This is a genomic window from Streptomyces sp. NPDC015131 (genome assembly GCF_043079975.1).
Classification (GTDB): Bacteria; Actinomycetota; Actinomycetes; order Streptomycetales; family Streptomycetaceae; genus Streptomyces.
Genome location: NZ_JBIBVB010000004.1, coordinates 806,854 through 833,451, shown reverse-complemented (window position 1 = coordinate 833,451; position 26,598 = coordinate 806,854). Strand labels below are relative to the sequence as shown.

General features: G+C 74.5%; 27 protein-coding genes. 9 read left to right on the top strand and 18 right to left on the bottom strand.

The genetic code is table 11. The annotated features are described in order from the left end of the window. The first annotated feature begins 15 nt into the window (after positions 1–15). Positions 16–510, top strand: a complete 495-nt coding sequence (locus ACF08D_RS19850) for a rhodanese-like domain-containing protein (protein WP_392224017.1) — start codon at positions 16–18, stop codon at positions 508–510. Between the two features lie 37 nt (positions 511–547). Here ACF08D_RS19850 and ACF08D_RS19845 read toward each other — a convergent pair whose 3' ends face one another. Beyond that, on the bottom strand, positions 548–2,242 hold the full coding sequence (locus ACF08D_RS19845; protein ID WP_392224016.1) for a DUF885 domain-containing protein: 1,695 nt from the start codon (positions 2,240–2,242) through the stop codon (positions 548–550). A gap of 38 nt (positions 2,243–2,280) precedes the next feature. After that, positions 2,281–2,787 (bottom strand): Lrp/AsnC family transcriptional regulator, encoded by a 507-nt coding sequence (locus ACF08D_RS19840; RefSeq protein WP_392224015.1) that lies wholly within the window; start codon positions 2,785–2,787, stop codon positions 2,281–2,283. A gap of 61 nt (positions 2,788–2,848) precedes the next feature. Between ACF08D_RS19840 and ACF08D_RS19835 the strand changes: the two genes are divergently transcribed. Beyond that, positions 2,849–4,063: a trans-sulfuration enzyme family protein gene (locus ACF08D_RS19835; RefSeq protein WP_392224014.1), complete on the top strand. Its 1,215-nt coding sequence runs from the start codon at positions 2,849–2,851 to the stop codon at positions 4,061–4,063. Here the strand turns inward: ACF08D_RS19835 and ACF08D_RS19830 are convergent. Both ACF08D_RS19830 and ACF08D_RS19825 read right to left on the bottom strand, forming a co-directional pair. Continuing rightward, on the bottom strand, positions 3,996–5,378 hold the full coding sequence (locus ACF08D_RS19830) for a GNAT family N-acetyltransferase (RefSeq protein WP_392224013.1): 1,383 nt from the start codon (positions 5,376–5,378) through the stop codon (positions 3,996–3,998). The genes ACF08D_RS19835 and ACF08D_RS19830 overlap by 68 nt on opposite strands. Positions 5,379–5,641: 263 nt before the next feature. Continuing rightward, the gene (locus tag ACF08D_RS19825; RefSeq protein WP_392224012.1) at positions 5,642–7,144 is read right to left on the bottom strand and encodes a hypothetical protein; all 1,503 of its coding nucleotides are present in this window, start codon (positions 7,142–7,144) and stop codon (positions 5,642–5,644) included. 546 nt (positions 7,145–7,690) lie between these two features. Here ACF08D_RS19825 and ACF08D_RS19820 point away from each other — a divergent pair. Beyond that, a complete protein-coding gene (locus ACF08D_RS19820; protein ID WP_392224011.1) occupies positions 7,691–8,437 on the top strand; it encodes a GntR family transcriptional regulator in 747 nt (248 codons plus the stop codon). Positions 8,438–8,464: 27 nt separating this feature from the next. Here the strand turns inward: ACF08D_RS19820 and ACF08D_RS19815 are convergent, their stop codons facing one another. Next, positions 8,465–9,622, bottom strand: a complete 1,158-nt coding sequence (locus tag ACF08D_RS19815; RefSeq protein ID WP_392224010.1) for an ROK family transcriptional regulator — start codon at positions 9,620–9,622, stop codon at positions 8,465–8,467. Positions 9,623–9,820: 198 nt separating this feature from the next. Between ACF08D_RS19815 and ACF08D_RS19810 the strand changes: the two genes are divergently transcribed. Further along, the gene (locus ACF08D_RS19810) at positions 9,821–10,258 is read left to right on the top strand and encodes a hypothetical protein (RefSeq protein WP_392224009.1); all 438 of its coding nucleotides are present in this window, start codon (positions 9,821–9,823) and stop codon (positions 10,256–10,258) included. A 74-nt stretch (positions 10,259–10,332) separates the two neighbouring features. Here ACF08D_RS19810 and ACF08D_RS19805 read toward each other — a convergent pair whose 3' ends face one another. Next, a complete protein-coding gene (locus ACF08D_RS19805; RefSeq protein ID WP_392224008.1) occupies positions 10,333–10,698 on the bottom strand; it encodes a YybH family protein in 366 nt (121 codons plus the stop codon). A gap of 99 nt (positions 10,699–10,797) precedes the next feature. Between ACF08D_RS19805 and ACF08D_RS19800 the strand changes: the two genes are divergently transcribed. Then, positions 10,798–11,715: a LysR family transcriptional regulator gene (locus tag ACF08D_RS19800; RefSeq protein WP_392224007.1), complete on the top strand. Its 918-nt coding sequence runs from the start codon at positions 10,798–10,800 to the stop codon at positions 11,713–11,715. Next, positions 11,712–12,047, top strand: a complete 336-nt coding sequence (locus ACF08D_RS19795; protein ID WP_392224006.1) for a YnfA family protein — start codon at positions 11,712–11,714, stop codon at positions 12,045–12,047. Before ACF08D_RS19800 ends, ACF08D_RS19795 begins: the two co-directional genes overlap by 4 nt. Positions 12,048–12,057: 10 nt before the next feature. Here ACF08D_RS19795 and mug read toward each other — a convergent pair whose 3' ends face one another. The 3 genes from mug to ACF08D_RS19780 form a co-directional block, all read right to left on the bottom strand. Continuing rightward, entirely contained in the window at positions 12,058–12,597 is a 540-nt protein-coding gene (mug, locus tag ACF08D_RS19790) for a G/U mismatch-specific DNA glycosylase (protein ID WP_392224005.1), read from the bottom strand. Between the two features lie 131 nt (positions 12,598–12,728). Next, on the bottom strand, positions 12,729–14,171 hold the full coding sequence (gene purB / locus ACF08D_RS19785) for an adenylosuccinate lyase (RefSeq protein WP_392224004.1): 1,443 nt from the start codon (positions 14,169–14,171) through the stop codon (positions 12,729–12,731). A 59-nt stretch (positions 14,172–14,230) separates the two neighbouring features. Then, positions 14,231–15,037 (bottom strand): SGNH/GDSL hydrolase family protein, encoded by an 807-nt coding sequence (locus ACF08D_RS19780; protein ID WP_392224003.1) that lies wholly within the window; start codon positions 15,035–15,037, stop codon positions 14,231–14,233. A 63-nt stretch (positions 15,038–15,100) separates the two neighbouring features. Here ACF08D_RS19780 and ACF08D_RS19775 point away from each other — a divergent pair, with 63 nt between their 5' ends. Further along, positions 15,101–16,129 carry a maleylpyruvate isomerase family mycothiol-dependent enzyme gene (locus ACF08D_RS19775; RefSeq protein ID WP_392224002.1) on the top strand — a complete coding sequence of 343 codons (1,029 nt, stop codon included), beginning with the start codon at positions 15,101–15,103 and terminating at the stop codon, positions 16,127–16,129. A 48-nt stretch (positions 16,130–16,177) separates the two neighbouring features. On the opposite strand, the gene ACF08D_RS19770 is transcribed toward ACF08D_RS19775, so the two are convergent. The 9 genes from ACF08D_RS19770 to bioB all read right to left on the bottom strand — a co-directional run bounded on the left by ACF08D_RS19770 (position 16,178) and on the right by bioB (position 24,382). Continuing rightward, complete coding sequence (locus ACF08D_RS19770; RefSeq protein ID WP_392224001.1) at positions 16,178–17,194, bottom strand: hemolysin family protein; 1,017 nt, start codon at positions 17,192–17,194, stop codon at positions 16,178–16,180. Further along, positions 17,191–18,600: a hemolysin family protein gene (locus ACF08D_RS19765; protein WP_392224000.1), complete on the bottom strand. Its 1,410-nt coding sequence runs from the start codon at positions 18,598–18,600 to the stop codon at positions 17,191–17,193. The genes ACF08D_RS19770 and ACF08D_RS19765 overlap by 4 nt, the downstream gene beginning before the upstream one ends. A gap of 158 nt (positions 18,601–18,758) precedes the next feature. Further along, positions 18,759–19,193 (bottom strand): GNAT family N-acetyltransferase, encoded by a 435-nt coding sequence (locus tag ACF08D_RS19760; RefSeq protein ID WP_392223999.1) that lies wholly within the window; start codon positions 19,191–19,193, stop codon positions 18,759–18,761. Between the two features lie 146 nt (positions 19,194–19,339). After that, complete coding sequence (locus ACF08D_RS19755) at positions 19,340–20,122, bottom strand: SDR family NAD(P)-dependent oxidoreductase (protein ID WP_392223998.1); 783 nt, start codon at positions 20,120–20,122, stop codon at positions 19,340–19,342. 9 nt (positions 20,123–20,131) lie between these two features. Beyond that, positions 20,132–20,785, bottom strand: a complete 654-nt coding sequence (locus ACF08D_RS19750) for a class I SAM-dependent methyltransferase (RefSeq protein ID WP_392223997.1) — start codon at positions 20,783–20,785, stop codon at positions 20,132–20,134. A 53-nt stretch (positions 20,786–20,838) separates the two neighbouring features. Further along, positions 20,839–21,183 carry a VOC family protein gene (locus tag ACF08D_RS19745; RefSeq protein WP_392223996.1) on the bottom strand — a complete coding sequence of 115 codons (345 nt, stop codon included), beginning with the start codon at positions 21,181–21,183 and terminating at the stop codon, positions 20,839–20,841. A gap of 2 nt (positions 21,184–21,185) precedes the next feature. Next, positions 21,186–21,905, bottom strand: a complete 720-nt coding sequence (bioD, locus tag ACF08D_RS19740) for a dethiobiotin synthase (protein WP_392223995.1) — start codon at positions 21,903–21,905, stop codon at positions 21,186–21,188. A 1-nt stretch (position 21,906) separates the two neighbouring features. Continuing rightward, entirely contained in the window at positions 21,907–23,196 is a 1,290-nt protein-coding gene (locus ACF08D_RS19735) for an adenosylmethionine--8-amino-7-oxononanoate transaminase (protein WP_392223994.1), read from the bottom strand. After that, entirely contained in the window at positions 23,189–24,382 is a 1,194-nt protein-coding gene (gene bioB, locus ACF08D_RS19730; RefSeq protein WP_392223993.1) for a biotin synthase BioB, read from the bottom strand. The genes ACF08D_RS19735 and bioB overlap by 8 nt, the downstream gene beginning before the upstream one ends. 143 nt (positions 24,383–24,525) lie before the next feature. On the opposite strand from bioB, the gene ACF08D_RS19725 reads away from it, so the two are divergent. Together ACF08D_RS19725 and ACF08D_RS19720 are read left to right on the top strand one after the other, a co-directional pair. After that, positions 24,526–25,776 carry an 8-amino-7-oxononanoate synthase gene (locus ACF08D_RS19725; protein WP_392223992.1) on the top strand — a complete coding sequence of 417 codons (1,251 nt, stop codon included), beginning with the start codon at positions 24,526–24,528 and terminating at the stop codon, positions 25,774–25,776. A gap of 321 nt (positions 25,777–26,097) precedes the next feature. Continuing rightward, positions 26,098–26,529 carry an ATP-binding protein gene (locus tag ACF08D_RS19720; protein ID WP_392223991.1) on the top strand — a complete coding sequence of 144 codons (432 nt, stop codon included), beginning with the start codon at positions 26,098–26,100 and terminating at the stop codon, positions 26,527–26,529. Positions 26,530–26,598 lie beyond the last annotated feature (69 nt).

The window sequence follows — 26,598 nt, the reverse complement described above, 5'->3', positions numbered from 1 at the left end:
CCTAGCGTGGTGGGCATGACGACGACACCGCTCACCAGCACCCCCGCCACCCACCCCGTCCTGCGCGTCCCGCCGGCCGCGCCGGCGGCGGCAGCCGCGTACTTCTCGGCGAGCCTCGCCTTCCACACGGACGTCTCGGACGTCGCCGCCGCGCTCGCCGCCGGGGGCGACCCCGGATTCGTCCTGCTCGACTGCCGGTCCACGGCGGCCTGGGACCAGGGCCACGTCCCCGGCGCCGTCCACCTGCCGACGGACCGGATTCCCGGACAGGCGCCCGCACTGCTCGACCCGGCGGTGCCGGTCGTCACGTACTGCTGGGGACCGGGCTGCAACGGCGCCGCCCGCGCGGCGCTCGCCCTCGCGGAACTCGGCTACCGGGTCAAGGAGATGCTCGGCGGCTTCGAGTACTGGGCCCGCGAGGGCTTCACCTACGAGACGTGGGAGGGCCCGCACCGCCGCGAGGCCGACCCCCTGACGGCTCCGGCCGGCGGCGGCGACTGCGGCTGCTGAACCGCGCGCGGGCGCCGGGAGCCGGGGGCGGGCGACGTCACAGCCGGGCCAGCTCGTCCACCAGGTCGTCCAGCCCCAGCGGGCCCTGGGACAGCGCGGCCATGTGCCACTTCTTGGCGTCGAACGCCTCGCCGTGCGCCCGGCGGGCCTTCTCCCGGCCCAGCAGCCAGGCCCGCTCGCCGAGCTTGTAGCCGATCGCCTGGCCCGGCATGGACAGATAGCGGGTCAGCTCGCTCTCCACGAAGGCGGGCGGGCGGCTGGTGTGCCGCTGGAAGAACTCCTGCGCCAGCTCCGGCGTCCAGCGCTCGCCCGGCCGGAAGGGCGAGTCCGCCGGGATCTCCAGGCCCAGGTGCATCCCGATGTCCACGATCACCCGGCAGGCCCGCATCATCTGGCAGTCCAGGTAGCCGAGCCGGCGCTCCGGGTCGGGCAGGAAGCCCAGCTCGTCCATCAGCCGCTCCGCGTACAGGGCCCAGCCCTCCGCGTTGGCGCTGACCCCGCCGATGGTCGCCTGGTAGCGCGAGAGCCGGTCGGCGACGTGCACCCACTGCGCGATCTGGAGGTGGTGGCCGGGCACCCCCTCGTGGTACCAGGTCGACACCAGGTCGTACACCGGGAAGCGGGTCTCGCCGTCCACCGGCAGCCAGGTGCGGCCGGGCCGGGAGAAGTCCTCGGACGGTCCCGTGTAGTACGGGGCCGCCGCGCCGCCCGGCGGGGCGATGCGCGACTCCACCCGCCGTACCCGCTCGGCCAGTTCGAAGTGCGTGCCGTCCAGCGCCTCGATCGCCTCGTCCATCAGGCGCTGGAGCCAGACCCGTACCTCCTCCACCCCCTCGATGTGGGTGCCGTGCTCGTCGAGGTGGGCGAGCGCCCGCCAGGGGTCCGCGCCCGGCAGGATCCGGTCCGCCTCGGCCCTCATCTCGGCCAGCAGCCGGTGGTATTCGCCCCAGCCGTACGCGTACGCCTCGTCCAGGTCGCAGTCGCTGCCGTTGAAGTAGCGCGACCAGCGCGCGTACCGCTCGCGGCCCACCGTGTCGGGCGCGCCCTTCACCGCGGGGGCGTACACGTCCCGCATCCAGTCCCGCAGCCGGGCCAGCGCGCGGGTCGCCCCGCCCGCCGCCGCGTCCAGCTCCGGGCGCAGCGCGGCCGGGGCGGGCGTCACGAACTCCTCGAACCAGCCGCGCCGCCCCGCCTCCTCGCCGCCCGCCCACTCGGTGAGCTGCTCGGTGAAGGTGGCCGTCGCCCGGGGGCCGCCCGGCAGCCCCCGCTCCAGGCCCAGCGCGAGGGACTCCCGGTAGCCGTCCAGCGCGGCCGGCACGGCGCGCAGCCGCTCGGCCACCGCCGCCCAGTCCTCGTCCGTCGCGGTGGGCATCACGGTGAACACGATCCGCACGCTGTGCACCGGCGAGCGCATGTTGCTGACCGCCCGCAGGCCCTCGCCCGCGTCGTGCACGGCCAGTTCGGCGGTGAGGCGCTCCCGCAGCAGCCGTCCGCAGCGCCGCTCGGTGTCGTCGCGGGCCCCGGGCAGCCGCTCGGCCGCGTCGAGCCGGGCGAGCGTCTCGCGGGCCAGCCGGGCGGTCTCCTCCTGCCCGGCGGGGGAGAAGTCCGGGAGCAGTCCGGCGCTCTTCCGGACGCCCAGGTACGTACCGGTGATCGGGTCGAGTTCGATGAGCGCGTCGACATGGGCGTCGGCGACCATGCGGGGGAGCGCGCTGCTGGAGGTCTCTGGCATGCGGCCATCCTGGTATGCCGCCGGCCTCGTCGTCACCCTCAACCGTTCCGGTCGGCCGACATGTGAGCGGGCGCGCCGGGCGGCAGCAGCGGCCCGCACTCCCACTGCTGGAAGATCAGCCGCGTCTCCACCCGGGCGACCTCCCGCTGCGAGGTGAACTCGTCCAGCACCAGTCGTTGCAGGTCGGAGGGGTCGGACACGGCGACGTGCACCAGGTAGTCGTCCGGGCCGGTCAGATGGAACAGGGCGCGCGACTCCGGCAGGGCGCGGATGCGGTCGACGAACGGACCGATCAGCTCGCGGCGGTGCGGGCGGACCTGGACCAGCAGCAGCGCCTCCAGCCCGCGGCCGATTTTGGCCGGATCGAGTCGCAACCGGTTGCCCAGTACGACCCCCGTGCGCCGCAGCCGGGCCACCCGGTCCAGACACGTGGACGGCGCCACCCCCACCTGCTCGGCGAGATCGCGGTACGTGGTCCGGGCGTCGTTCTGCAAAAGGCGAAGAATGTGCAGATCCACCGTGTCCAGAACGACAGATTCGGTCATGCGCCGAACGTAACACGGCCACTTTCCAGCTACCCGGCGGTATCTGTTCAGAGTGCCGCTCATGGATGCCCTTCCTCTCGACGCCTCGCACGCCCTCCCCACCCCGAGGGCGCTGGCCACCGAAGCCGTGCACGCGGGACGCGACGACCTCGCGGCACTCGGCCTGCACGCGGTCCCGATCGACCTGTCCACCACGTACCCGTCGCACGACGCGCGGGCCGAGGCCGAACGCATCGACGCCTTCGCGGCCACCGGGGCCAGGCCGGACGGGCCGCCCGTCTACTCCCGGCTGGACAACCCCACCACCGCCCGCTTCGAGACGGCCCTCGCCCGGCTGGAGGGCACCCAGAGCGCCGTCGCCTTCGCCAGCGGCATGGCCGCCCTCACCGCCGTCCTCCTCGTCCGCGCGAGCATGGGCCTGCGCCATGTGGTGGCGGTCCGGCCGCTGTACGGGTGCAGCGACCACCTGCTGTCCGCCGGGCTCCTCGGTACGGAGGTGACCTGGACCGACGTGGCGGGCATCGCCGACGCCATCCGCCCCGACACCGGCCTGGTGATGGTGGAGACGCCCGCCAACCCCACGCTCGCCGAGGTCGACATCCGGGCCGTCGCCCACGCCTGCGGCTCGGTGCCGCTGCTGGTCGACTCCACCTTCGCCACCCCCGTCCTCCAGCGCCCGGTCGAGCACGGGGCGCGCATCGTGCTGCACAGCGCCACCAAGTACCTCGGCGGGCACGGCGACGTGCTGGCCGGCGTGGTGGCCTGCGACGAGGAGTTCGCCGGGCGGCTGCGCCAGGTGCGCTTCGCCACCGGCGGCGTGCTGCACCCGCTGGCGAGCTACCTGCTGCTGCGCGGGCTGTCGACGCTGCCCGTGCGGATGCGGGCCGCGTCCACCTCCGCCGCGGAGCTGGCGTGCCGGCTGGACGCGGACCCCCGGATCGCCCGGGTCCACTACCCGGAGATCGGCGGGGCGATGGTCGCCTTCGAGGTGTTCGGCGACCCGCACGACGTGATCGCCGGCGTACGGCTGATCACCCCGGCCGTGAGCCTCGGCAGCGTCGACACGCTGATCCAGCACCCGGCCTCCATCAGCCACCGGATCGTCGACCGCGACGACCGCCGCTCCGCCGGCGTCAGCGACCGGCTGCTGCGGATGTCGGTCGGCCTGGAGGACGTCGAGGACCTGTGGCGGGACCTCACCGAGGCGCTCAGCGCCCGGCCCGGCCGGCCCGCGGAGCGGGCGTCTTCGCACCAGCCCCGCCCAGCCGCGCGGTGACCACCAGGGTGCCCTCCTCGATCTGGTAGTCCAGCGGCAGGCCGAGCCCGCGCATCGCCGCGACCATGCCGGTGTTGGACGCCTGGGTCACGGCGTACACGCTCTCGCAGCCCGCCTCCCGCGCCAGCGACACCAGGCGCCCCAGCAGCTCCGAGCCGATGCCCCGGCGCTGCCAGTCGTCCTCGACCAGCAGCGCCACCTCGGTCTCGTCGCCGTCCCACAGCAGATGGCCGAGCGCCACCAGCCGCCCGGACGCCGTCTCCACGGCCAGGGTGCGGCCGAACCGGGGGCTCAGCAGGTGCCGCAGGTAGCCGGCGGCGTCGGCCACCGGGCCGTGGTAGCGCAGCCCCAGGGTGCGGTCCGAGCAGCGGCCGTGCATGGCCAGGGCGGCCGTCAGGTCCCCCTGGTCGGCGCGGCGGACCGTGATGTCGTTGCCCTCCGGGAGGGTCAGTACGTCCGCCTGGCGCGGCACCCGCGGCCCGAGGCGGGCGTCCAGCTCCACCAGGGCGCGGGCCCGCGCGAACTCCGTGGGCGTGAACGGCAGATACGGCCGCTCGATGGTGAGGACGCCGCCGTACGGGTCGCGCAACCGCATCACCGTGTCGCCGTCCTCCAGGGCGCCCTCCACCGGCGCGGTGACCCCCGTCGGGCGCCCGGCCGGCGAGACCGCGGGCAGCGAGTGGATGGTGCACCGCCCGAGCAACTGGCGCAGCGCCAGCGGCAGTTCGGCGCCGTCCAGGGCGGTCCGGGTGGCCAGCCCCAGGACGCGCGCCGGGGTGTCCACCAGGTCGTGCGCGTCCGCGCGCTCGGTCCAGGTGGCGGTACCGCCCGCGGCGGCGACCTCCCGCGTCAGCGCCGCCGCCTGGAGGCCGGCGGGCGCCCGCAGCAGGAACTCGTCCACGGTGCCGTCGGCCAGCGGATGCGTCTGGAGCGTCAGGATGTCCACGCGCAGCCCGGCCAGCGCCGTGCACAGCGCCGCCAGACTGCCCGGCTCGTCCCGCACCGTGGTCCGCATCCGCCACAGCACCGTCCCGCCGCCGGCCGCCGCGCCGGGCTCCTCGCCGGGCCCCTCGCCGGCGGGACCGCCCGGCGGGGCATGGCTGTGGCGCCGCGCCCACCAGGTGTGGAACGCCGCCGTGGCGACCAGCACCACCGCCGACACCACGAGCAGGTACGGGCCCTCCGGGCCGTGGGCGACGGTGTTGGCCACCGCGTCCGCGACGGCCACGGCGGTGAACAGGGCGGCCAGCTCGACGAGATCGCGCCGCCAGTGGTGGGGGCGGCGGGGCTTGCGGGAGGACGTCACATCGGTCATGCCCCCACTGTGGCGGGACGGTGTTGCCCGATCACGAACGCCCTGTGACTGATGGGTTAAGCGTGGAACCGAGGGTTACGTCCTGTTTCGCCGAGCCGAGCCGAGCCGAGCCGAGCCGAGCGGGGCGGGGCGACCGCGCACAGCTGAGCGGCGGCCCTCCCGCGATCCTCGAGGGACCTCGGGAAGGGCCGCTCACTGCTCTGCCGTCGGACGGCGGCCGGACGTGGTCCGGGCCGGGCCGGTACCGGCGCCGGACGCCCGGGTCAGCCGCCGGCGTTCACGCACTCGGTGACCGGGCTGTCCTTCAGGCAGTTCGGCAGTTCCTCCTCCCACTGGTTCAGCTGCTGGGTCGCCTGGTCCCGCTGGGTGGCGGAGGCGTTGGGGTCCTGTGCCGTCTTCACCGTGTTGTTCACCCGCTGGGCGAAGTCGGTCGCGGCCGTCTGCTGGGCCTGCGGCGTCCCGGGCTTCAGCGCGTTGACCAGGACCGTCGTGGTGGTCGTGACGACGTTCGTCACGGTCACCTTGACCGCCGGGGGCGCGTTGGACTTCAGCAGGTTCACCAGGACGCTGGTGGTGGTCGTCACGGTATTGGTGACCGCGACCTTCACCGACGTCGGCGCGTTGGACTTGAGGACGTTGACCAGGACGGTGGTACTGGTCTTGACGGTGTTGGTGACCGCCACCTTGGCCGCCGGGGGCGCGTTGGACTTCAGCACGTCGACCAGGACGTTGGTATTGGTCTTGACCGTGTTGGTGACCGCGACCTTCACCGACGTCGGAGCGTTGGACTTCAGCACGTTGACCAGGACGTTGGTGTTGGTCTTGACGGTGTTGGTGACCGCGACCTTCACCGCCGGCGCGGCGTTCGACCTCAGCACCTCGACCAGCACGGTCGTGGTGGTGCGCACAGTGGTGGTGACCGCCACCTTGACCCCGGTGGGCACTCCGGACTTCAGCACCTCGACCAGGACGGTGGTGGTCGTCTGCACGGTGGTCGTGACCGCGATCTTGACCGAGTTCGGCGCGTTGGACTTCAGCGTGTCGACCATGACCTGGGTGGAGGTCTCCACCGTGTTGGTGACCGCTATCTTCACCTCGTTGGGCACGTTGGACTTCAGGACGTCGACCAGGACGCTCGTCTGGGTCTCGACGGTGTTGGTGACCGCGACCTTGACCGCGTTGGGCGCGTTGGACTTCAGCGTGTCGACCAGTACCTGGGTCGACTGCTGCACCGTATTGGTCACCGAGACCTTGACCTCCGACGGAACGTTCGCCGCCTGGAGGTTCGTCAGGGCCTCGGTCGACTGCTTCACGACATTGCCGAGGGCGACGCGCTGCGCCAGCGGGGTGTTCGGGTCCTCGACGAGCGCGAGGGTCTCGTTGAGGTTCCCCGCCGCGTCCTTCACCTCGGGCGGGGCGTCCTGCTTCGTCAGGTCGTTGACGTCATTCTTCAGTTGAGGCGTCAACTTCTGGAGCTGTTCCTGCTGCTCGGCCGGCGGAGGCTGCTCCTGCTCGGGCGGCTGGGCCGGCGGCTGCTCCTCCTGGGGCGGCGGCTGCTCCTCCTGCGGCGGCGGGGGCTGCTCCTCCTGCGGCGGCTGCTCCTCCTGGGGTGGAGGGGGCTGCTCCTCCTGGGGTGGCGGAGGCGGCGGTTGCTCCTCCTCGGGCGGTGGCGGCGGGGGCTGCTCCTCCTCGGGCGGAGGCGGCGGCTCCTCCTCCGGATCCGGTGCGGGTGGATCCGGCTGGGCGGGTACCGCTGCTGCGGACACGGGCGCTTGGGGTACGGCCTCGGCCCCGACCGCGCCCGTCGACAGCGCGAGTGCCGCAGCCAGGCAGGACGCCCCGCAGAAACGGGCGATGTGTCTCCCGGTGGTTCTGGACATGACTGTTCCAGGTGAAAAGTGCGTCAAAGTGACAGGGGCCCTGCGGAACTCTGCTCCGCGGGCGGCGGCCTGAGTACGGAGTTCCCTGACTCAACGAGGGCACAGGCGCTACACCACCCACTCTTCCCCCAGTTGACCCATCCCGCAAGGCGGCAGACCCAATATCGTGATATAGGCCATGATGTCCTCACCGGATGCCGCCACCCGGCGGCCGGGCTTGTGGCCCCGCCGACACGGGCCTTTCCTCGTCCCGGCACGTGCGAACACCCCGTGAACGCTTCACGACAGGGCTCGACTCCGCTGCGTAACCGCCGGACGATTGGTCTTGACCAAGGGTGCCCGCCGTCCTATGGTCCAGAGAGATAGTGCAGGAACCTTTAATAAACAAGGCACGGAAAGCCGCCGGGAGTCCGGCGATTGCGGAGGATCAGGGTGGGGACCACGCAGCTGGAATCGGTGCCGGAGCCCAAGTACTGGCACCTGAAGACCGTGATCGGTGAGGCACTGGACTCGGAGTTCTCGGTGGGGGAGGTCCTGCCCAACGAGCGGGAGCTGGCCGCCCGTTTCGGCGTCGCCCGCGCCACCCTCCGCCAGGCGCTCGAACAGCTGGAGCTGGAGGGCCGCCTCCAGCGCCGCCGCGGCGTCGGCACCACCGTCGCACCGCCCCGCGTCGGCGTGGACGTCTCCACCGCGCAGGCCCAGTGGCCCGGCGCCGGCGACGAGACGTGGGAGCCCGTCGACTGCGCCCTGGCCGACCCGCCCCCCGCCGTGGCCCGCCTCCTGGAGCTGGACCGGTCCGCGGGCCGGCCCGTCCACACCGTGCGCCGCCTGCGCGTGTCGCACGGCCAGGCCGTGGCCGCCGAGCAGTTGTACGTCCCGGCCGCCACCGTGCCGGACCTCACCGCCATCGACGCCCCGTCCGGTCCCGCCCGCGCCCGCAGCGTCCTGCGCGAGCTCCAGCGCCTCACGCTCGACGGCCAGGACCGCGCCGTGGAGCTGGGCTCCGCCCGCGCGGACGACGCCAAGGAGCTGGACCGGCTGCCCGGCGCGCCCGTGCTGCTCGTCACCACCCGGTACCTCGCCGGCGGCCGTACCGCCGCGGTGTCCGTCGCCACCTACCGCGCCGACACCTGCCGGCTCACCTTCGGCGACGCCGGGGACTTCGGCATCGCCTCCTGACCCGGACGCGCCCGGCCCGCCGCCCCGTCAGCGGCGGGCCGTCACCGTGCCCTCGACCGCGAACAGCTGCTCCTCCACGTGGTCCAGCGCCAGCCGCAGCGCGCCCGTCGCCACCACGGCCTCACCGAGCAGCGACAGCTCGACCCGCGGCGGGCGCAGGCAGAACCGCGCCAGCTCGTCCCGCAGCGGCTGGAGCACGCCGTCCAGGCCGGCCGCCCAGCCGCCCACCACCACCAGCTCCGGATCGAGCGCCAGCACCAGCGCCGCCACGTCGTGCACCAGCCGCTGGATGAACCGGTCCACGGCCGCACGCGCGCGTGCGTCGCCCTGGCGCGCCAGCGCGAACACCGCCGCCACCGCCTGCTCGTCCAGCGGGTGCAGAGGCTCGTCCGTCGTGGACAGCAGCGTCTCCGGTGTCGCCCCCTGCCCCAGCAGGTGCAGCGCCCCGATCTCCCCGGCCGCCCCGCCGAACCCCCGGTGCAGCCGCCCGCCGATCAGCGACCCGGCCCCGGGGCTCAGCCCGGCCAGGACGAACACGACGTCGTCCGAGTCGCTCGCGGCGCCCTTCCAGTGCTCGGCCACGGCCGCCGCGTTGGCGTCGTTCTCGACCAGCACCGGGCACCGGAACGACCTCCGCAGCCGCTCGCCCAGCGCCAGTCCGGTCCAGCCGGGCAGCGCCGTACCGAGCCGGACCGTCCCGTCCGCCTCCACGATCCCGGGCGTCCCCACCCCGACGGCCCGCAGCGCGCCCCGGGCCACGCCCGTGCGGCGCAGCACGTCGGAGACCACCGCCCGCACCCGGTCCAGCCGCTCGTCCGCCGACGCCGTCTCCGCGACCGCCCGCGAACCGGCGCCGATGATCCGCCCGTCGAGCCCCGACAGCAGCGCCGCCACCCGGTGCGGCCCGATCTCGACGCCCAGCAGGTGGCCGGCCTCCGCGCGGAAGCGGAACCGCCGCGCGGGCCGGCCCTGGCGCCTGGCCTCGCCCTCCTCGGGCGCCACCTCGGTCACCAGGCCCTGGGCGATGAGGCCCTCGACCACACCCTCCACGGTCGGCCGGGACAGCCCGGTGAGCCGGGTCAGATCGGTCAGCGTCCGCGCGTCGCCGCCCCGCAGCGCGTGGAGTACCACCGCGGAATTGATCCGCCGCAGCAGCGACGGGTCCCCGCCGGTCAGCCGCCCCACAGTGTGTCCTCCCAGCTCGCACGCGTGTCTGCCGGATGGTACTCAATGTTCCGGCCACCCCGTGAGCCCCCTCGCGGCGGCGCGGCGGGCCCGGCCGGTCCACGGGATTCCGGCCGGCCCGGCCGCACGCACCGGCGAGACCGCGCCGGGGCGCCTGACGGAACGCCAGTTGTCAGTGGCGGGGGCTTTACTGGAGCCATGACCACCGCACGGCACCTGGCGACCATCGACCGGCTGCGGACCCTGCCGTTCCCGGCGCGCCCGGGGAGAACGGACGCGGGGTCCGGCGGTGCCGGCCACCACCTGGCCGAACTGGCCACCAGCGAGGACTTCTGGGAGGACGACGGCACCCGGCGGGAGGCCGCCGAGGAGCAGTACGAGGCGGAGCGCGACGCCCTGGCGGTGGTGCTGACGGCGCGCTGGGGCGAGCCGCAAATGTTCAGCCTGTGGTCGCTCTTCGAGCGGGGCGCGCGCGGGGAGGAACTGCCCGAGCCCTGGGGGACCCTCAGCCAGTCGGTGCCCGATGTGCACCTGTGGCGGGTGGAGGAGCGGTGGATAGCCCTGGGCGTCTCGCAGTGGGACGGCGAGCTGCCCTTCCAGCTCCTCGCGGTGATAACCGAGGTGGACCCGCCCTGACCCCCGCCCCCGACCCGCCCTGACCCCCGCCCCCGACCCGCCCTGGCCCCCGCCCCCTCGGCGGGCGTCGTCCGTCAGCGGGTGGGCGGGAGGAACTCCGGCTGGTCCAGCAGGCGCAGCCAGCTGCCGTCGGGCTGACGGCGGACGACCTGCGCGCGGGCGCCCGAGCCGTCCCGGGGCGGGGTCGAGGTGAGGGCGATGTCACCGCTGACCAGCGTCGGCAGCGGCTCCTCGGGCGCGAAGCGCGGGCCCTGGGCCAGGACCTTCTCCCACAGGACGCGGATCGCCTCCCGTCCCACCGTCAGTTCGCCCGGCGGGTACGCGAGGACGGCCTCCTCCTCGTACAGCGCGGCCACCCCGGCCGCGTCCCCCGCGTTGGACCGCTCGACGAACAAGCGGGTGAGGTCCTCGGGGCGCATCGCCTTCTCGTACCCGGTCATGGCTTCCTCCTGCTGGTCGGCTTCCGGTACGCCCCAGCCTCGTCGCGCCGCGATCAGAAGTCCAACAGATGGATCTACTGGCACCTAGAATCCCCAGTCATGGAGCTGAGGCAGCTGGAGTACTTCGTGGCCGTCGCCGACGCACGGAGCTTCACCCGTGCCGCCGAGCGGGTGCACATCAGCCAGTCCGGCGTCAGCGCCCAGATCCGGCGCCTCGAACACCACCTGGGCGCCGAGCTGTTCGACCGGTCGGCCCGCACCGTGACCCTCACCGCGGCGGGGGAGGCGGCCCTCGTCCACGCCCGTGCGGCCCTCGCCGCCGCCGGCGCGGTCGGACAGGCGGTCGACGAGGTGAGCGGCCTGATCCGCGGCCGGCTCACCGTCGGGACGGTCATGGGCTGCACCCTGACACCGCTGTTCGACGCGCTCGCCGCGTTCCACGAGGCCCACCCCGGCGTGCGGCTCTCGCTGCGGGAGGACAGCTCCGACCGCCTCACCGACGCGGTGCGCTCCGGCGACATCGACGTGGCGCTCATCGGCGCCGCCGCCAGCGCCCCGGAGGGGCTCGCCTCCCTGACCGTCGTCAGCGAACGGATCGTCGCGGCCGTCCCGCCGGGGCACCCGCTGGCCGCCCGCGGCCATGTCGCCCTCGCCGACCTCATGCCGTACCCCCTGGTCTGCATGCCGCCCGGCACCGGCCTGCGCGCGGTGTTCGACCGTGCCTGCGCCGCCCGGGGGCTCCAGCCCGAGATCGCCCTCCAGGCCGGCGCCCCCGGCGCGCTGATCGACCTCGCCGCCCGGGGCCTCGGCGTCGCCGTCCTCAGCGAGTCGATGACCCCGGACCACGCCGGCCGGCTCACCGCGCTCACCCTCGACGACGCCGACGTCCCCGCCCTGCTGGCCCTGGTCTGGCAGGGCGGCCACCACCCCGCGGTACGCGCGTTCGTCGCGCACATCCGGCGTACGTTCGGCATCCCCGCCCCCGTCCCCGCACCCGCCCGAAGGACCACCCCGTGACCGTCGCCCGCTCCGTCGCCCTCTTCGCCGTCGCCGCCCTGTTCGAGATCGGAGGCGCCTGGCTCGTCTGGCAGGGCGTCCGCGAGCACAAGGGCTGGATCTGGATCGGCGCCGGCGTCGCCGCGCTGGGCCTCTACGGCGTGGTGGCCACCCTCCAGACCGACGAGAACTTCGGGCGCATCCTCGCCGCGTACGGCGGGGTCTTCGTCGCCGGGTCCCTCGCCTGGGGCATGGTCGCCGACGGCTACCGCCCCGACCGCTTCGACGTCATCGGCGCGCTGGTCTGCCTCGTGGGCATGGCCGTCATCATGTACGCCCCGCGCGGCCACTGACCCCGGAGCCCTAGGACTCCTGCGCGGCCTCCCGGAGCCGGGCGAACTCCTCCGCCATCGTCTGCAGCGTCCAATGGGCGTTCAGACCGCTCGGGTTGGGCAGCGCCCAGATCCGGGTGTCCCCGATCGTCCGTTCCTGCGGGCCGGTCCGCGCCTTCGGGTCCCGGAAGGCGGTGCGGTACGCCGTGATGCCCGCGACCGCCAGCCAGCGGGGCCGCAGCCGCTTCACCTTCGCGGCCAGCAGGCGCCCGCCCTCGCGGAACTCCTCGTCGCTCAGCTCGTCGGCCCGCGCGCTCGCCCGGGCCACCACATTGGTGATGCCCAGCCCGTACCGCAGCAGCTCCTCCTGCTCGGAGGGGATCAACTGCCGCGGTGTGAAGCCCGATCGGTGCAGCACGGGCCAGAAGCGGTTGCCGGGCCGGGCGAAGTGGTGCCCCGTGGCGGCGGACATCAGGCCGGGGTTGATGCCGCAGAAGAGCACGGACAGCCCCTCCGCGACCACATCGGGCACGAGGCGGTCACGGGCGGCCATCAGTTCCTCGGGTGTCATCCCGGTAGTGTGCCCCGGACCCGCGCTCTTGATCACCCCGGCCCCGGCCCGCGGGCGACACGGAACCGCCCGCGATCACGTCCGTACGGCGTGGTCGCGGGCGGCCCGGGCGGAACGGGTGGGCGCTCCGGTCAGAGAATGGCGCCCGGGGTGTAGGCGGCGGCCTCGGGGTGCTGCTTGGCGATCTCCTCGATGCGGGCCACCACCGCGCCGACCTGCGCGGCGGCGGCGCCCGTGAAGGAGAGCTTGTCCGCCATCGCCGCGTCCAGCGCCGCCCGGTCCAGCGGGAGGCGGTCGTCGGCGGCCAGCTTGTCCAGCAGCTCGTTGCGCTCGGCGCCCTGCTCGCGCATGGCCAGCGCGGACGCCACCGCGTTCTCCTTGATGGCCTCGTGGGCGACCTCGCGGCCCACCCCGGCCCGCACCGCGGCCATCAGCACCTTGGTGGTGGCCAGGAACGGCAGGTAGCGGTCCAGCTCCCGGGCGACGACCGCCGGGAACGCGCCGAACTCGTCCAGCACGGTCAGGAACGTCTCCAGCAGGCCGTCCAGCGCGAAGAACGCGTCCGGCAGCGCCACCCGGCGCACCACGGAACAGGACACGTCGCCCTCGTTCCACTGGTCGCCCGCCAGCTCGCCCGCCATCGACGCGTACCCGCGCAGGATCACCATCAGGCCGTTGACGCGCTCGCAGGAGCGGGTGTTCATCTTGTGCGGCATCGCCGACGAGCCCACCTGGCCGGGCTTGAAGCCCTCGGTGACCAGCTCGTGCCCGGCCATCAGCCGGATCGTCTTCGCCAGCGACGAGGGCGCGCCCGCCAGCTGCACCAGCGTGGTGACGACCTCGTAGTCCAGCGACCGCGGGTAGACCTGGCCGACCGAGGTGAAGGCGTGCGCGAAGCCCAGGTGCCCGGCGATCCGGCTCTCCAGCTCCGCCAGCTTCGCGGCGTCCCCGCCCAGCAGGTCCAGCATGTCCTGCGCGGTGCCCACCGGGCCCTTGATGCCGCGCAGCGGGTAGCGGCCCAGCAGCTCCTCCAGGCGCGCGTACGCCACCAGCAGCTCGTCCGCCGCCGTCGCGAAGCGCTTGCCGAGCGTCGTGGCCTGCGCGGCGACATTGTGCGAGCGGCCCGCCATCACCAGCTCGCCGTAATCGCCGGCCAGCCGGCCCAGCCGGGCCAGCACCGCCACCGTACGGTCGCGCATCAGCTCCAGCGACAGCCGGATCTGCAACTGCTCCACGTTCTCGGTGAGATCGCGCGAGGTCATGCCCTTGTGGACCTGCTCGTGGCCCGCCAGCGCGTTGAACTCCTCGATCCGCGCCTTCACATCGTGGCGCGTGACCTTCTCGCGCTCGGCGACGGACGCCAGGTCGACCTGGTCGAGCACCCGCTCGTAGTCGGCGAGGGCGGCCTCCGGCACCTCGATCCCGAGGTCCTTCTGGGCGCGCAGCACCGCCAGCCACAGCCGGCGCTCCAGCTTCACCTTCTGCTCGGGGGACCACAGGACGGCCAGCTCCGCGGAGGCGTAGCGGCCGGCCAGGACATTGGGGATGCGAGGCTTCGCAGACACAGCAGTCACGTGGCCCGATTCTACTGGCGGTTTCTGCAGGCCGGCGCCCCGGTCCGGGTTGTGGCTTGCTACGAGAGCCCGGGCGGGCCCACCGGGGTGTCGCCGTCGAGAGCGTACGGCAGCAGCTCCGGCCGCTTGGCGGGCCGCCCGTCGCCGGAGGACCTGCCGGTCAGCCGGCGCCCTATCCACGGCCCCAGGTGCTGCCGCGCGAACCGGGCGTCCCCCACCCGCCGCGCCAGCCACGCCGCGGGCACCGCCGGCGGCAGCGGCGCCCGCCAGTCCTCCTCCGCCTCCAGCCCCAGGGCCTGCCAGACGGCCTCGGCCACCCGGCGGTGGCCCTCCCCGGTGAGGTGCAGCCGGTCCAGGTCCCACAGCCGGGGGTCGCCCATCACGGGGGTCCCGTACAGGTCGACGACGAGCGCCCCGTGCCGGGCGCCCAGCTCCTCGACGTACCCGAAGAGCTGCTCCATCCGCGGCCGGAACCGCTCCATCACCGGACCGTCGCGGCCCGGGCTGCGCATCAGCACCAGGCGCCCGCACGACGGGGCCAGCCGCTCCACCGCCTCCTCCAGCAGACCGCGCACCCGGCCCATGTCGCACGAGGGGCGCAGGGTGTCGTTCAGCCCGCCGACGAGTGTGACAATGTCCGCTTTCATCGCCGCCGCGAGGTCCACCTGCTCCTCGACGATCTGGCCGATGAGCTTGCCGCGCACCGCGAGGTTGGCGTAGCGGAACCCCGGGGCGCGGGCGGCGAGTCGGGCCGCGAGCCGGTCCGCCCAGCCCCGGTAGGAGCCGTCGGGCAGCAGGTCCGACATGCCCTCGGTGAAGCTGTCGCCCACCGCGACGAAACTGTTGTAGGTGGCATTCGTCTCCATGGCGCAGCGATCGTATCGCGTAGGGTCTGCGGGTCGGCAGAACGGAAGGCGGAGACGAGCACCATGAGCAGCGAGGCCCTGGAACAGGCGCTGGCAGAGGCCCTGGCCCACCTGCTGACCGCCGTCGACACCTGCGACGACGAGGTGCTCGACCCGGACACGGCGGTGCGCTGGACCGAGCACACGGCCCACGTCCTGGACCGCCTCGCGCCCGCCGACCGGCGCCGGCTGGGCGACCTCTTCGAGCAGGCCGCGCGGCGTGAGCCGGACGCCGCGCTGCGGGCCGCGCTCGCCCGCGTACCGGCCGGGCTCGGTCTGGACGAAGACGTGCACGAGGGGTACTGCGACGCCGTGGAGGACCACGCCCGCCACTTCGCGAAGCTGCTGCGGGACGCCGACCCGGCCACCCCCGTGACCACCTGCCCCGGCTGGACCCTCGCCGGTCTCGCCGCCCACTACGGGACCGCCCACCGCTGGAGCGCGCACCTGGTGCGCACCCTGCCCACCGAGCGGGTCCTCGCCCGGGACCTCGCGCTCGACCCGCCCGCCGACCCGGCCGCGTGCCTGGACTGGGCGGTCCGGGGCGCCGAGGAGGCCGCGCGCACCCTGCGCGCCGCCGACCCCGACGCCGCGCTCTGGTCGCCCGGCGCCGACCCGCACGTGCGGGCCTTCCCCCGGCGCCTCGCGTTCGAGTCGGCGGTCCACCTGGCCGACGCGGAGCTGGCGCTGGGCGCCGAGCCGCGGATCGAGCCGGGCCTCGCGGCCGACGGCGTCGAGGAGTTCCTGGAGAACCTCCCCTACTACGGCCGGCTCGCCGAAGCGGTCTCCCGGCTCGGCCGCGACGGCGCCTCCCTGCGTCTGTCCGCCACCGACACCGGCGCGTCCTGGACGATCACGCTGGGCGGCGGCGGCTTCGCCTGGTGCCGGGACACCCCGGCGCACCCGGAGGCGCCCGCCACCGTCACGGTCGCGGGCACCACCGGTGAGCTGCTGCTCCTGGTGTACGGGCGGTACGGCGCGGACGACCTCCGGTTCGCGGTCTCCGGCGACCGTACGCTCGCCGCCGGCTGGGCCGCGGCGACCGCCTACTGAGCCGGCGGCCGGCGGCCCGAGCCGCCGCCCGTCCGAGCCGCCCCCGGACTACGACGCCGGGCGGCCCACCAGCTCCCGCAGCACGTCCTCCATGGTGACCAGGCCGGCCAGCCTGCCGTCGTCGTCCAGCACCGCCGCCAGGTGGGTGCGGCTGCGCCGCATGGCGGTCAGGACGTCGTCCAGCGGCGTGGCCGCCCGGACCCGGGCGATCGGCCGCATCGAGGGCACCGGGAACGGCAGGTCGCGCGGCGTCACGTCCAGCGCGTCCTTCACATGGAGGTAGCCGAGGATCCGGTGGGTGGAGTCCACCACCGGGAAGCGGGAGAAGCCGGACTCGGCGGCCAGCGCCTCCAGCTCCTCGGGCGTGGTGCCCACGCGCGCGTAGACCACCCGCTCCACCGGCATCACCACGTCGCGCACCGGGCGGCGGCCCAGCTCCAGGGCGTCGTGCAGCCGCTCGGCGGCCCGGTCGTCCAGGAGGCCCGCGTCACCGGCGTCGGTGACCATCCGGGCCAGCTCGTCGTCCGAGAACGTCGCCGACACCTCGTCCTTGGCCTCCACCCGCATCAGCTTCAGCAGCGTGTTGGCGAACGCGTTGATGGTGAAGATCACCGGCTTCAGCGCCCGGGCCAGCGCCACCAGCGGCGGGCCGAGCAGCAGCGCCGTACGCGTCGGCTCCGCCAGCGCGATGTTCTTCGGCACCATCTCGCCCAGCAGCATGTGCAGGTACGTGGCCAGGGACAGCGCGATCACGAACGAGATCGGGTGCACCAGCCCGTGCGGGACGCCGACCGCGTCGAACACCGGCTCCAGCAGGTGGGCGATGGCCGGTTCGGCGACCACGCCGAGCACCAGCGTGGACAGCGTGATGCCCAGCTGGGCCGCCGCGAGCAGCGCCGAGACGTGCTCGAGGCCCCAGATGACGCTGCGCGCCCGCCGGTCGCCGGACTCGGCCGCCGGCTCGATCTGGCTGCGGCGTACGGAGATCATGGCGAACTCCGCGCCGACGAAGAACGCGTTGACGAAGAGGGTCAGCAGACCGATCAGCAACTGGATCGCGGTCATCGGCCCGCCTCCCCGTCCTCGGCGGACGCCTCACGACGGTGGCCGCGGACCTCGCCGGTCCCGGTCCCGTCCCCGTCACCGTCCTGGTCCTCGCCGGACCCGGCCGGCGGGGCGTGCAGCAGGACCCGCGCGGCCCGGCGCCCGGAGGCGTCGGCCACGTCGAGCACCCAGCCGTTCAGGGCGACGCGGTCGCCGACGGCCGGGATGCGGCCCAGCTCGGTCGCCACCAGCCCGGCGAGGGTCTCGTACGGGCCGTCCGGCACCCGCAGCCCGATCGTCTCCAGCTGGTCGGTCCGGGCGGCGCCGTCCGCGGACCACAGGGCCCGCCCGTCGGCGTCCTCGCCCGCCGGCGCCAGGTCGGGCGTCTCGTGCGGGTCGTGCTCGTCCCGCACCTCCCCGACGACCTCCTCCACGATGTCCTCCAGCGTCACCACACCGGCGGTGCCGCCGTACTCGTCTATGACGACGGCCATCGTCGTCTTGCCGGACAGCCGGTCCAGCAGCCGGTCCACGGTCAGCGACTCCGGTACGAGCAGCGGCTCGCGCAGGATCTCCGTGACCGGCTTGCGCGGGCGCTGCCCGGCCGGGACGGTCAGGACGTCCTTGATGTGCGCGATGCCGATGACGGAGTCCAGGCCGCCCCGGTAGACGGGGAAGCGGGACAGGCCGGTCGCGCGCGTGGCGTTGGCCACGTCCTCGGCGGTGGCCTGCGCCTCCAGCGCGGTGACCTGGACGCGGGGGGTCATCACGTTCTCCGCGGTCAGCTCCGCCAGGTTCAGCGTCCGGACGAACAGCTCGGCGGTGTCCGGCTCCAGGGCGCCCTCGCGCGCGGAGTGGCGCGCCAGGGCGACCAGCTCCTGCGGGCTGCGGGCGGAGGCCAGCTCCTCGGCCGGCTCCAGGCCGAGCCGTCGCACGATCCGGTTGGCTGTGTTGTTGAGGTGGCTGATCAGCGGCTTGAACGCGGCGGTGAAGATCCGCTGCGGGGTGGCCACCACCTTGGCGACGGCCAGCGGGGAGGAGATGGCCCAGTTCTTGGGCACCAGCTCGCCCACGACCATCAGGACGACCGTCGACAGGGCCGTACCGAGGACCAGGGCGATCGAGGACGCCACGGAGGGCGACAGGCCCACGGCCTCGACCGGGCCCCGGATCAGCTTGGCGACGGACGGCTCGGCGAGCATGCCGACGACGAGGTTGGTGACGGTGATGCCGAGCTGCGCGCCGGAGAGCTGGAAGGTGAGGGAGCGCACGGCCTTCAGCGCGCCGGCCGCCCCCCTCTCACCCCGCTCGACGGCCCGTTCGAGCTCCGAGCGCTCGATCGTGGTCAGGGAGAACTCGGCCGCGACGAACGCGCCGCACGCGAGGGAGAGCAGCAGCGCCACGAGGAGCAGAAGCACTTCGGTCATCGGGTCACCTCCGTCCCATGATCGGCCACGGAGGGGAGGGATGCGCGATGTCGGCTGCGGCTGCTACTGGGAGGCTCGCCCATGGGCGGACGCTCACACCTTTCGGTCGCTGGTGAATGGTTCCCCCATGGTAAAGGGTCGGCAAAGTGATGGTGTGCTCAGGGTGCGGAGGGCCGGAGGGGCTTGACCCACCGGCGCCACTGCGGCTCCGGCGCGTACCCGGCGGCCCGCCAGGCGTGGTGGGCGAGCGCGTTGCGCTCCAGGACCATGGCGTCGCCGCGCCGCCCGCCGAGGTGTACGAACCGCTCCTCGGCCGCCGCCAGCAGCGCCGCCCCGACGCCGCGGCGGCGGAGGTCCGGGTGCACGGCGAGCCGGTACAGGTGGCAGCGCCACCCGTCGAACCCGGCGATCACCGTCCCGGCGAGCGCGCCGTCCAGCTCGGCGAGGATCAGGGCCCCGGGGTCGCGGCCGACGAGCCGTTCGACGCCCTCGCGGTCGTCGCTGATGCTGGTGCCCTCGGCCGCCACCTTCCAGAAGGCGAGGACGGCGTCCAGATCGGCCGGCGAGGCGCTCCGTATACGAAGATCGTCCATGGGCTCATCATCGGCCATCCGCCCCGCCCACCGTCCGGGTGGTCCCCACCGCCGGCCTCCTCTTTCCGCCCGGGCATCCCCTCCGGGCCCTTCCGGTTGCCGTCTGCCCCCGCGCCGCCGGTCCACGCCCGGACACCCGGGCCGCCTCAGTGCACCGACAGCCCGCCGTCCACGAAGAGCGCGTGGCCCGTCACGTACGCCGAGGCCGGGCCCGCCAGGAAGACCGCCGCACCCGCGAAGTCCCCGGCCAGGCCGTTGCGCCCCACCATCGTGCGCGCCGCCAGTGCGGCGACCGTCTCCTCGTCGTCCTGGAGCCGGGCGTTCAGCGGGGTCAGGACGAAGCCGGGGACGAGGGTGTTGCAGGTGACCCCGTACGGCGACCACGCCTCCGCCTGCGAACGGGCCAGCGACTCCAGGCCGCCCTTCGACACCCCGTACACCCCGCTCGTGACGAACGCCCGGTGCGCCTGCTGCGAGGTGACGTGGATGATCCGCCCGTACCCCCGCTCCGCCATCCCCGGGCCGAAGCGCTCGCCCAGCAGGAACGGCGCCTCCAGATTGACCGCCATCGTGGCGTCCCAGACGTCCTCGCCGACCCGCCCCATCGGCGGCCGCAGGTTGACGCCCGCGCTGTTGACCAGGATGTCGGGCTCCCCGTACACCCCGGCCGCCTCCTCGGCCGCCGCCCGCACCCCGGCACGGGTGGAGAGGTCACCGCTCACCCACGCCGCCCGGCACCCGTCGGCCACCAGCTCGTCCACCGCGGCCCTCAGCCCTTCCTCCCGGCGCGCCACGATCACCACCCGCGCGCCCGCCCGGGCCAGAGCGCCCGCGATCGCCCGGCCGATGCCGGAACTGCCGCCGGTCACCAGGGCGACCCGGCCGTCGAGGGAGAAGAGCTGCGCGAGATACGAGTGAGGCGACGTCATCCCCGCACCCTAGTCACCGCCCCCGGGCCGCCGGGCCACCCCCAGGACGCACGACGACGACGGTGTGCGCGGCCCCTGCTCCGGGACCAGCAGCCTGCGGTACGTCACGATCTCGAACCCCGCCGCCTCGATGGCGCCCAGCGGGTCCCGCGCCGTGTGGCAGCCACCGAACAGCAGCGGCCACACCGTGCGGTCCAGGGCCCGCTGAGCCGCCGCCATGCGCCGCCCCCCGGCCAGCCCGTGCTCGAAGAACCGCAGCTCACCGCCCGGCCGCAGCACCCGCCGCAGCTCCCCGAGCGCCCTCGGCAGATCCCGCACCGTGCACAGCACCAGGGACGCGACCGCCGCGTCGAACGCCTCGCTCTTCACCGGCAGCGCCTCCGCCGCGCCCGGCACGACGTCCACCGGCACCTTGGCACGCAGCCCCGCGCTCACCGCCAGCCGGCGCAGCCGCCGCTCCGGCTCGATCGCCACGACCTCCGAGACGGCGGCCGGGTAGTGCGGGAAGTTCAGCCCGTTCCCCGCGCCGACCTCGACGACCCGGCCGGACAGCCCGGACAGCAGCTCCTCGCGGAGGGCGGCCACCCCGCCCCTGGCGTCCATCGTGACGCTCATCCGGGCGTAGAAGCGGGCGAACAGGGGGTGGTGGACGGCGTCCCGCATCGCGGACCTCCGGGGGAGAGGGGCCAGGGCCAGACACCGTCAGTGTCCCCCCGTCAGCCGGACACGAAGCAGAACTCGTTGCCCTCCGGGTCCCGCATCACCTGGAAGTCGCCGTACTCGTCCGTCACCAGGCCGCCCACCGGCACCGCGCCGAGCCCCTCGGCCCGGGCGGTCGCGGTGCGGACGTCGCCCGCCTCCAGATCCAGGTGCAGCCGGTTCTTCACCGCCTTGCCCTCCGGTACGCGCTGGAACGCCACCCGGACGAAGTCCGGCGGGTCGACGTACGACCAGTCCGGGCTCCGCTCCACCGGCTCGCCGCCCAGCAGCGCCGCCCAGAACAGGGCCTGCGCCGCCGGGTCGCCGCAGTCGAACACGATCTCGCTCACCACAGCTCGCATGATCACGAGCCTACGGCCGAGGCGAACACCTCCGCATCCCAGACGCCGCCCAGCTCCGGCGCCAGCCACCCCGCCGCCCGCTCCCGGAACACCTCGGCCGGCAGCGCGCCCGCCCCCGAGGGCACCGCGCCCAGCAGCGGAGCACCGGCCGCCCGCGGCAGGTCGGAGACATTGCAGCGCTCCGCCAGGCCCGGCTCGTCCGGCCAGCTGCCGACGACCACCCCGGCCTGCGTCAGCCCGCGCGCCCGCAGCGCCTCGGCGGTCAGCGCCACCGCGTTCAGGGTGCCCAGACCGGCCGGCGCCACTACGAGCACCGGCGCGCCGAGCAGCCCGGCCGCCTCGGCGAGCGTGCCGCCCTCGGCGTCGTACCGCACGAGCAGCCCGCCCGCGCCCTCGACCAGCACCAGGTCGTACTCCCCGGCGAGCTTCGCCGCGGCGTCCGCCACCTCGCGCGGCCCCACCGGCGCCATCCCGGCCCGCCGGGCGGCCGTCTCGGGCGCGAGCGGCTCGGGGAACCGGGCCAGCTCGACCGGGACGACCCCGTCACCCGCGAGCCGGACCACCTCGTCCGCGTCACCGCGCTCACCCGGGGCGACCCCGGTCTGCGCGGGCTTCAGCACCGCCACCGACCGGCCCGCCGCCCGGGCCACCGCCGCCACGGCGGCCGTGACCACGGTCTTGCCGATCTCCGTGCCCGTCCCGCTGACCACCAGTACCGCCATGTCATCCCTCCCGCGCCGCCGCGCGCACCGCGCGGCAGATCCGTGCCAGGTCCTCGTCGCCGGTGACGTACGGCGGCATCACATAGACCAGGTCGCGGAACGGCCGCAGCCACACGCCCTCGCGCACCGCCGCCGCCGTCGCGGCCGCCATGTCGACCGGGTGGTCCAGCTGGACGACACCGATGGCGCCGAGCACCCGTACCTCGCGGACCCCCGGCAGGTCCGCCGCCCCGGCGAGACCGTCCCGCAGCCCCGTCTCGATCCGCTTGACCTCCCGCTCCCAGTCCTGCCCGAGCAGCAGGTCGACGGAGGCCAGCGCCACCGCCGTGGCCAGCGGATTGCCCATGAACGTCGGCCCGTGCGCCAGCACCGGCACCTCGCCCCGCGAGATGCCGTCCGCCACGCGCGCGGTGCACAGGGTCGCCGCCAGCGACAGATAGCCGCCCGTCAGCGCCTTGCCCAGGCACATCACATCGGGCGCCACGCGCGCGTGGTCCGCCGCGAACAGCGCGCCGGTCCGGCCGAAGCCGGTGGCGATCTCGTCGAACACCAGCAGGACACCGTGCTCGTCGCACGCCTCCCGCAGCACCCGCAGATACGCCGGGTCGTGGAACCGCATCCCGCCCGCGCCCTGCACCACCGGCTCGACGATCACCGCCGCCAGCTCGTCCGCGTGCCGCCCGACCGCCTCGCGCAGCTCGCGCGCGTAGGACTCCTCGTACTCCTCCGGGGGCGGACCGGTGAAGACCTGCCGGGGCAGCGCGCCCGACCACAGCTCGTGCATCCCGCCCTCGGGGTCGCACACCGACATCGGCTGCCAGGTGTCGCCGTGGTAGCCGCCGCGCCAGGTCAGCAGCCGCCGCTTGGCGGGCCGCCCGACCGAACGCCAGTACTGCAGGCACATCTTGACGGCGACCTCGACGGACACCGAGCCCGAGTCACTGAGGAAGACATGGCGCAGCGGCTCGGGGGTGATCTCCACCAGCCGGGCGGCCAGGCGGACGGCGGGCTCGTGGGTGAGCCCGCCGAACATCACATGGCTCATCCGGCCGAGCTGGCCGCGGGCCGCCTCGTTGAGCACCGGGTGGTTGTAGCCGTGGACGGCGGACCACCACGAGGACATGCCGTCGACCAGTTCGTCGTGCCCGTGCGCCGGTTCGGCCAGCCGCAGCCGCACCCCGGCGGCGGACTCCACGACCAGCGGGTCGGTCCGGCCCGGCATCGGGCCGTACGGGTGCCAGACGTGGGCCCGGTCGAGGGCGAGCAGCTCCGCCGGCGGCAGCTCAGGCATTGGGGGCGAGGTCCGTGCCGGCACCCCGGCGCCGCACGGCCACCAGGTCGGGGCGGGCGCCGTCCGCCGGGGCCGCGTCCGCCGCTTCGGCGGGAACCGGCACCGCTCCGTCGGCGGGCCCGCAGACCGAGCCGGAGCCGCAGCCGCCGCCCGTGCCGCAGGACCCCTCGTCCCGCGCGTCCGTGCGGTGCCCGGGCAGCGTGGTGGTGTCGGTGCCCTCCACCTCGAAGCCCGCGTCCGCGATCATCTCCAGGTCCGCCTTGCCGGCCTGCCCCTCACTGGTGAGGTAGTCGCCCAGGAAGATCGAGTTGGCCAGGTGCAGGGCCAGCGGCTGGAGCGTCCGCAGATGCACCTCGCGCCCGCCCGCGAGGCGTACCTCCACGTCCGGGCAGACGAACCGGACCATCGCCAGGATGCGCAGCGCGCGCTGCGGCGTCAGGTTCCACTCCTTGGCGAGCGGGGTGCCCTCGAAGGGGATCAGGAAGTTCACCGGCACCGAGTCCGGGTCCAGCTCGCGCAGCGCGAACACGACGTCGACCAGGTCCTCGTCGCTCTCGCCCATGCCGGCGATCAGCCCGGAGCACGCCGACAGGCCCGCCGCGTGCGCCTTCTGCACGGTGTCGACCCGGTCCGCGTAGGTGTGGGTCGTGGTGATCTCCCCGTACGTCCCCTCGGACGTGTTGAGGTTGTGGTTGTACGCGTCGGCGCCCGCCGACCGCAGCCGCTCCGCCTGGCCGTCGGAGAGGAGCCCGAGGCAGGCGCAGACCTCGACGTCCTGGTTCTCCTCCTTGATCGCCTCGATGGTCTTCGAGACGCGGTCGACGTCGCGGTCCGTGGGGCCGCGTCCGCTGGCCACCAGGCAGACCCGCTTGGCGCCGCCCGCGACACCCGCGGCCGCCGCCTTGGACGCCTCCTCCGGCTTGAGCCAGGTGTACTTGAGGATCTCCGCCTTCGAGCCCAGCCGCTGCGAGCAGTAGGAGCAGTCCTCGGGGCACAGGCCGGACTTGAGGTTGACCAGGTAGTTGAGTTTCACCCGCCTCCCGAACCACTGGCGGCGCACCTTGCCGGCCGCGGCCACCACGTCCAGCAGCTCGTCGTCGGAGGTCGCCAGCACGGCGAGCGCTTCTTCGCGGGTCGGCAGCTCGCGCCGAAGCCCCTTGTCCACCAGCGTGTTCAGCAGGTCCATGGGCCTGATCCTGGCGTACGGCACGGCCCCGGGCCAAGGAGGAACTCAACAGGAGAGCGGCTTTCGAGTGTGTGTATAACCACACTCCGGTGGCCCCCGACCACGATTAGGGTCTGTTCGCTGTCTACAAAAGGGAACCGGACATGTCCCAGGCTCCGACCGATTCGCCGGCCCCCGTCCCCGCCCCCGCGCCGGGCGGGGACGCGGCCGTTCCCGCCGGGGCGCCGCCCGCCGGCGGCCCCTCCGCCTTCGACTGGATCGACGCGGAGGCCCGCCGCCGCGCGGACGCCGGACTGGTCCGGACGCTGCGCCCCCGCCCGGCCGTCCCGGAGGTCCTGGACCTGGCGGGCAACGACTACCTGGGCCTGACGCACCACCCGGAGATCACCGCCGCGGCGGCGGACGCGGCCCGCCGCTGGGGCGCGGGCGCCACCGGCTCCCGGCTGGTGACCGGCACCACCGAGCTGCACGCCGAGCTGGAGCGGGAGCTGGCCGCCTTCTGCGGGGCGGAGGCGGCCCTGGTCTTCTCCTCCGGGTACGCCGCCAACCTCGCCGCGCTCACCGCGCTGAGCGCCCCGGGCTCCCTGATCGTCTCGGACGCGGCCAACCACGCCTCGATCGTCGACGGCTGCCGGCTCTCGCGCGCCGAGACGGCGGTCGTCCCGCACGCCGACCCGGACGCCGTCGCCAAGACGTTCGGCGCGCACCCCGGCCGCCGGGCGCTGCTGGTCACCGACTCGGTGTTCTCGGTGGACGGGGACGCCGCGCCGCTGGCCGCGCTGGCGGCGGCATGCCGGGCGCACGGCGCGGCCCTGGTCGTGGACGACGCGCACGGCCTGGGCGTGCTGGGGGAGGGCGGGCGCGGCGCGGTGCACGCGGCGGGGCTCGCGGGCGCCCCGGACGTGGTCACCACGCTGACGCTCTCCAAGTCCCTGGGCAGCCAGGGCGGCGCGGTCCTCGGGCCGGCCCGGGTGATCGACCACCTGGTCAACGCCGCCCGGACGTTCATCTTCGACACCGGGCTCGCCCCGGCGGCGGCGGGCGGCGCGCTGGCGGCCCTGCGGCGGCTGCGGGCCGAGCCGGCCCTGGCGAGCCGGGCGCGGGAGGTCGCGGCCGGACTGCACGCACGACTCACCGCGGCGGGCCTGACGGGCGCCCGGCCGGACGCGGCGGTGGTGTCGGTCCGGGCGCCCTCGCCCGAGCAGGCCGTGGCGTGGGCCGCCGACTGCCGGGCCGGGGGGCTCGCGGTGGGGTGCTTCCGGCCGCCGTCGGTCCCCGACGGCATCTCCCGCCTCCGGCTCACCGCCCGCGCCGACTTGACGGAACGTCAGATCGACGAGGCGGTCGCCGTGGTCCTCCGTACGGCGCCGGAGGGGGCCGTGTCGGCGGGCTGAGAGCCGGGACCGCGCCACGGCGGGTGCGGCCGGCCGCCTGCCGCGGGGGCGCGCGGTTCCTCACCGGGTCTGCGCCGGCGCACCGCCGGACCGCGCCGTGCGCTCCGTACGGCCGGGCCAACCCCTCAGTGTGCCGCCCAAATCCGTTCTCGCGTCGTAGAGTTCACCGCTTCGAGCGACAGATGCCCGCAGATCCTGGGGGATCGCCCCCCTCAGAGGCGACATAAGTGGCAGTCTGGCGCGAAGCGCAATCCGAGGCCGTCCTCAAAAACATCCGGTACGTGTCGGAGTCCGGCCCGGTGGGAAAGGGACGGCCTCGCCATGGCAGACCATCAGGAAGCATCCGTCACACTGCCGAGCGATCCCGCCTCGGTCTCCGCCGCCAGGAGATATGTGGCGGGGGTCCTCACGGAGTGGGGGCTGGCCGACGACGCCGACACCGCCGACACGGTCCGGCTGATCGTCTCGGAACTCGCCACCAACGCCGTGCAGCACACCTTCGGCCAGTCGCCCACCTTCACGGTGGACGTCCGGCTGGAGCGCGACGAGCGGCTCCGCATCGGCGTCACCGACAGCCACCCGCGCTGGCCGCAGCGGCTGCCGGCCGCCGTGCAGCAGGACAACGGCCGCGGCATGGTCATCATCCGCTGGCTCGCCGCCGAGCGGGGCGGGCGGCTCTCGGTCACCCCGACGCCGGACGGCGGCAAGACCGTCTGGATCGCGCTGCCCTGGACGGTCGCCGTCCAGACCTGAGGCCGCCCGCCCGCCGCCGGGGGCTCCCGCCGGGCCGGCCCGGCGGGTCCCCCCCACGACCGGTCGGTC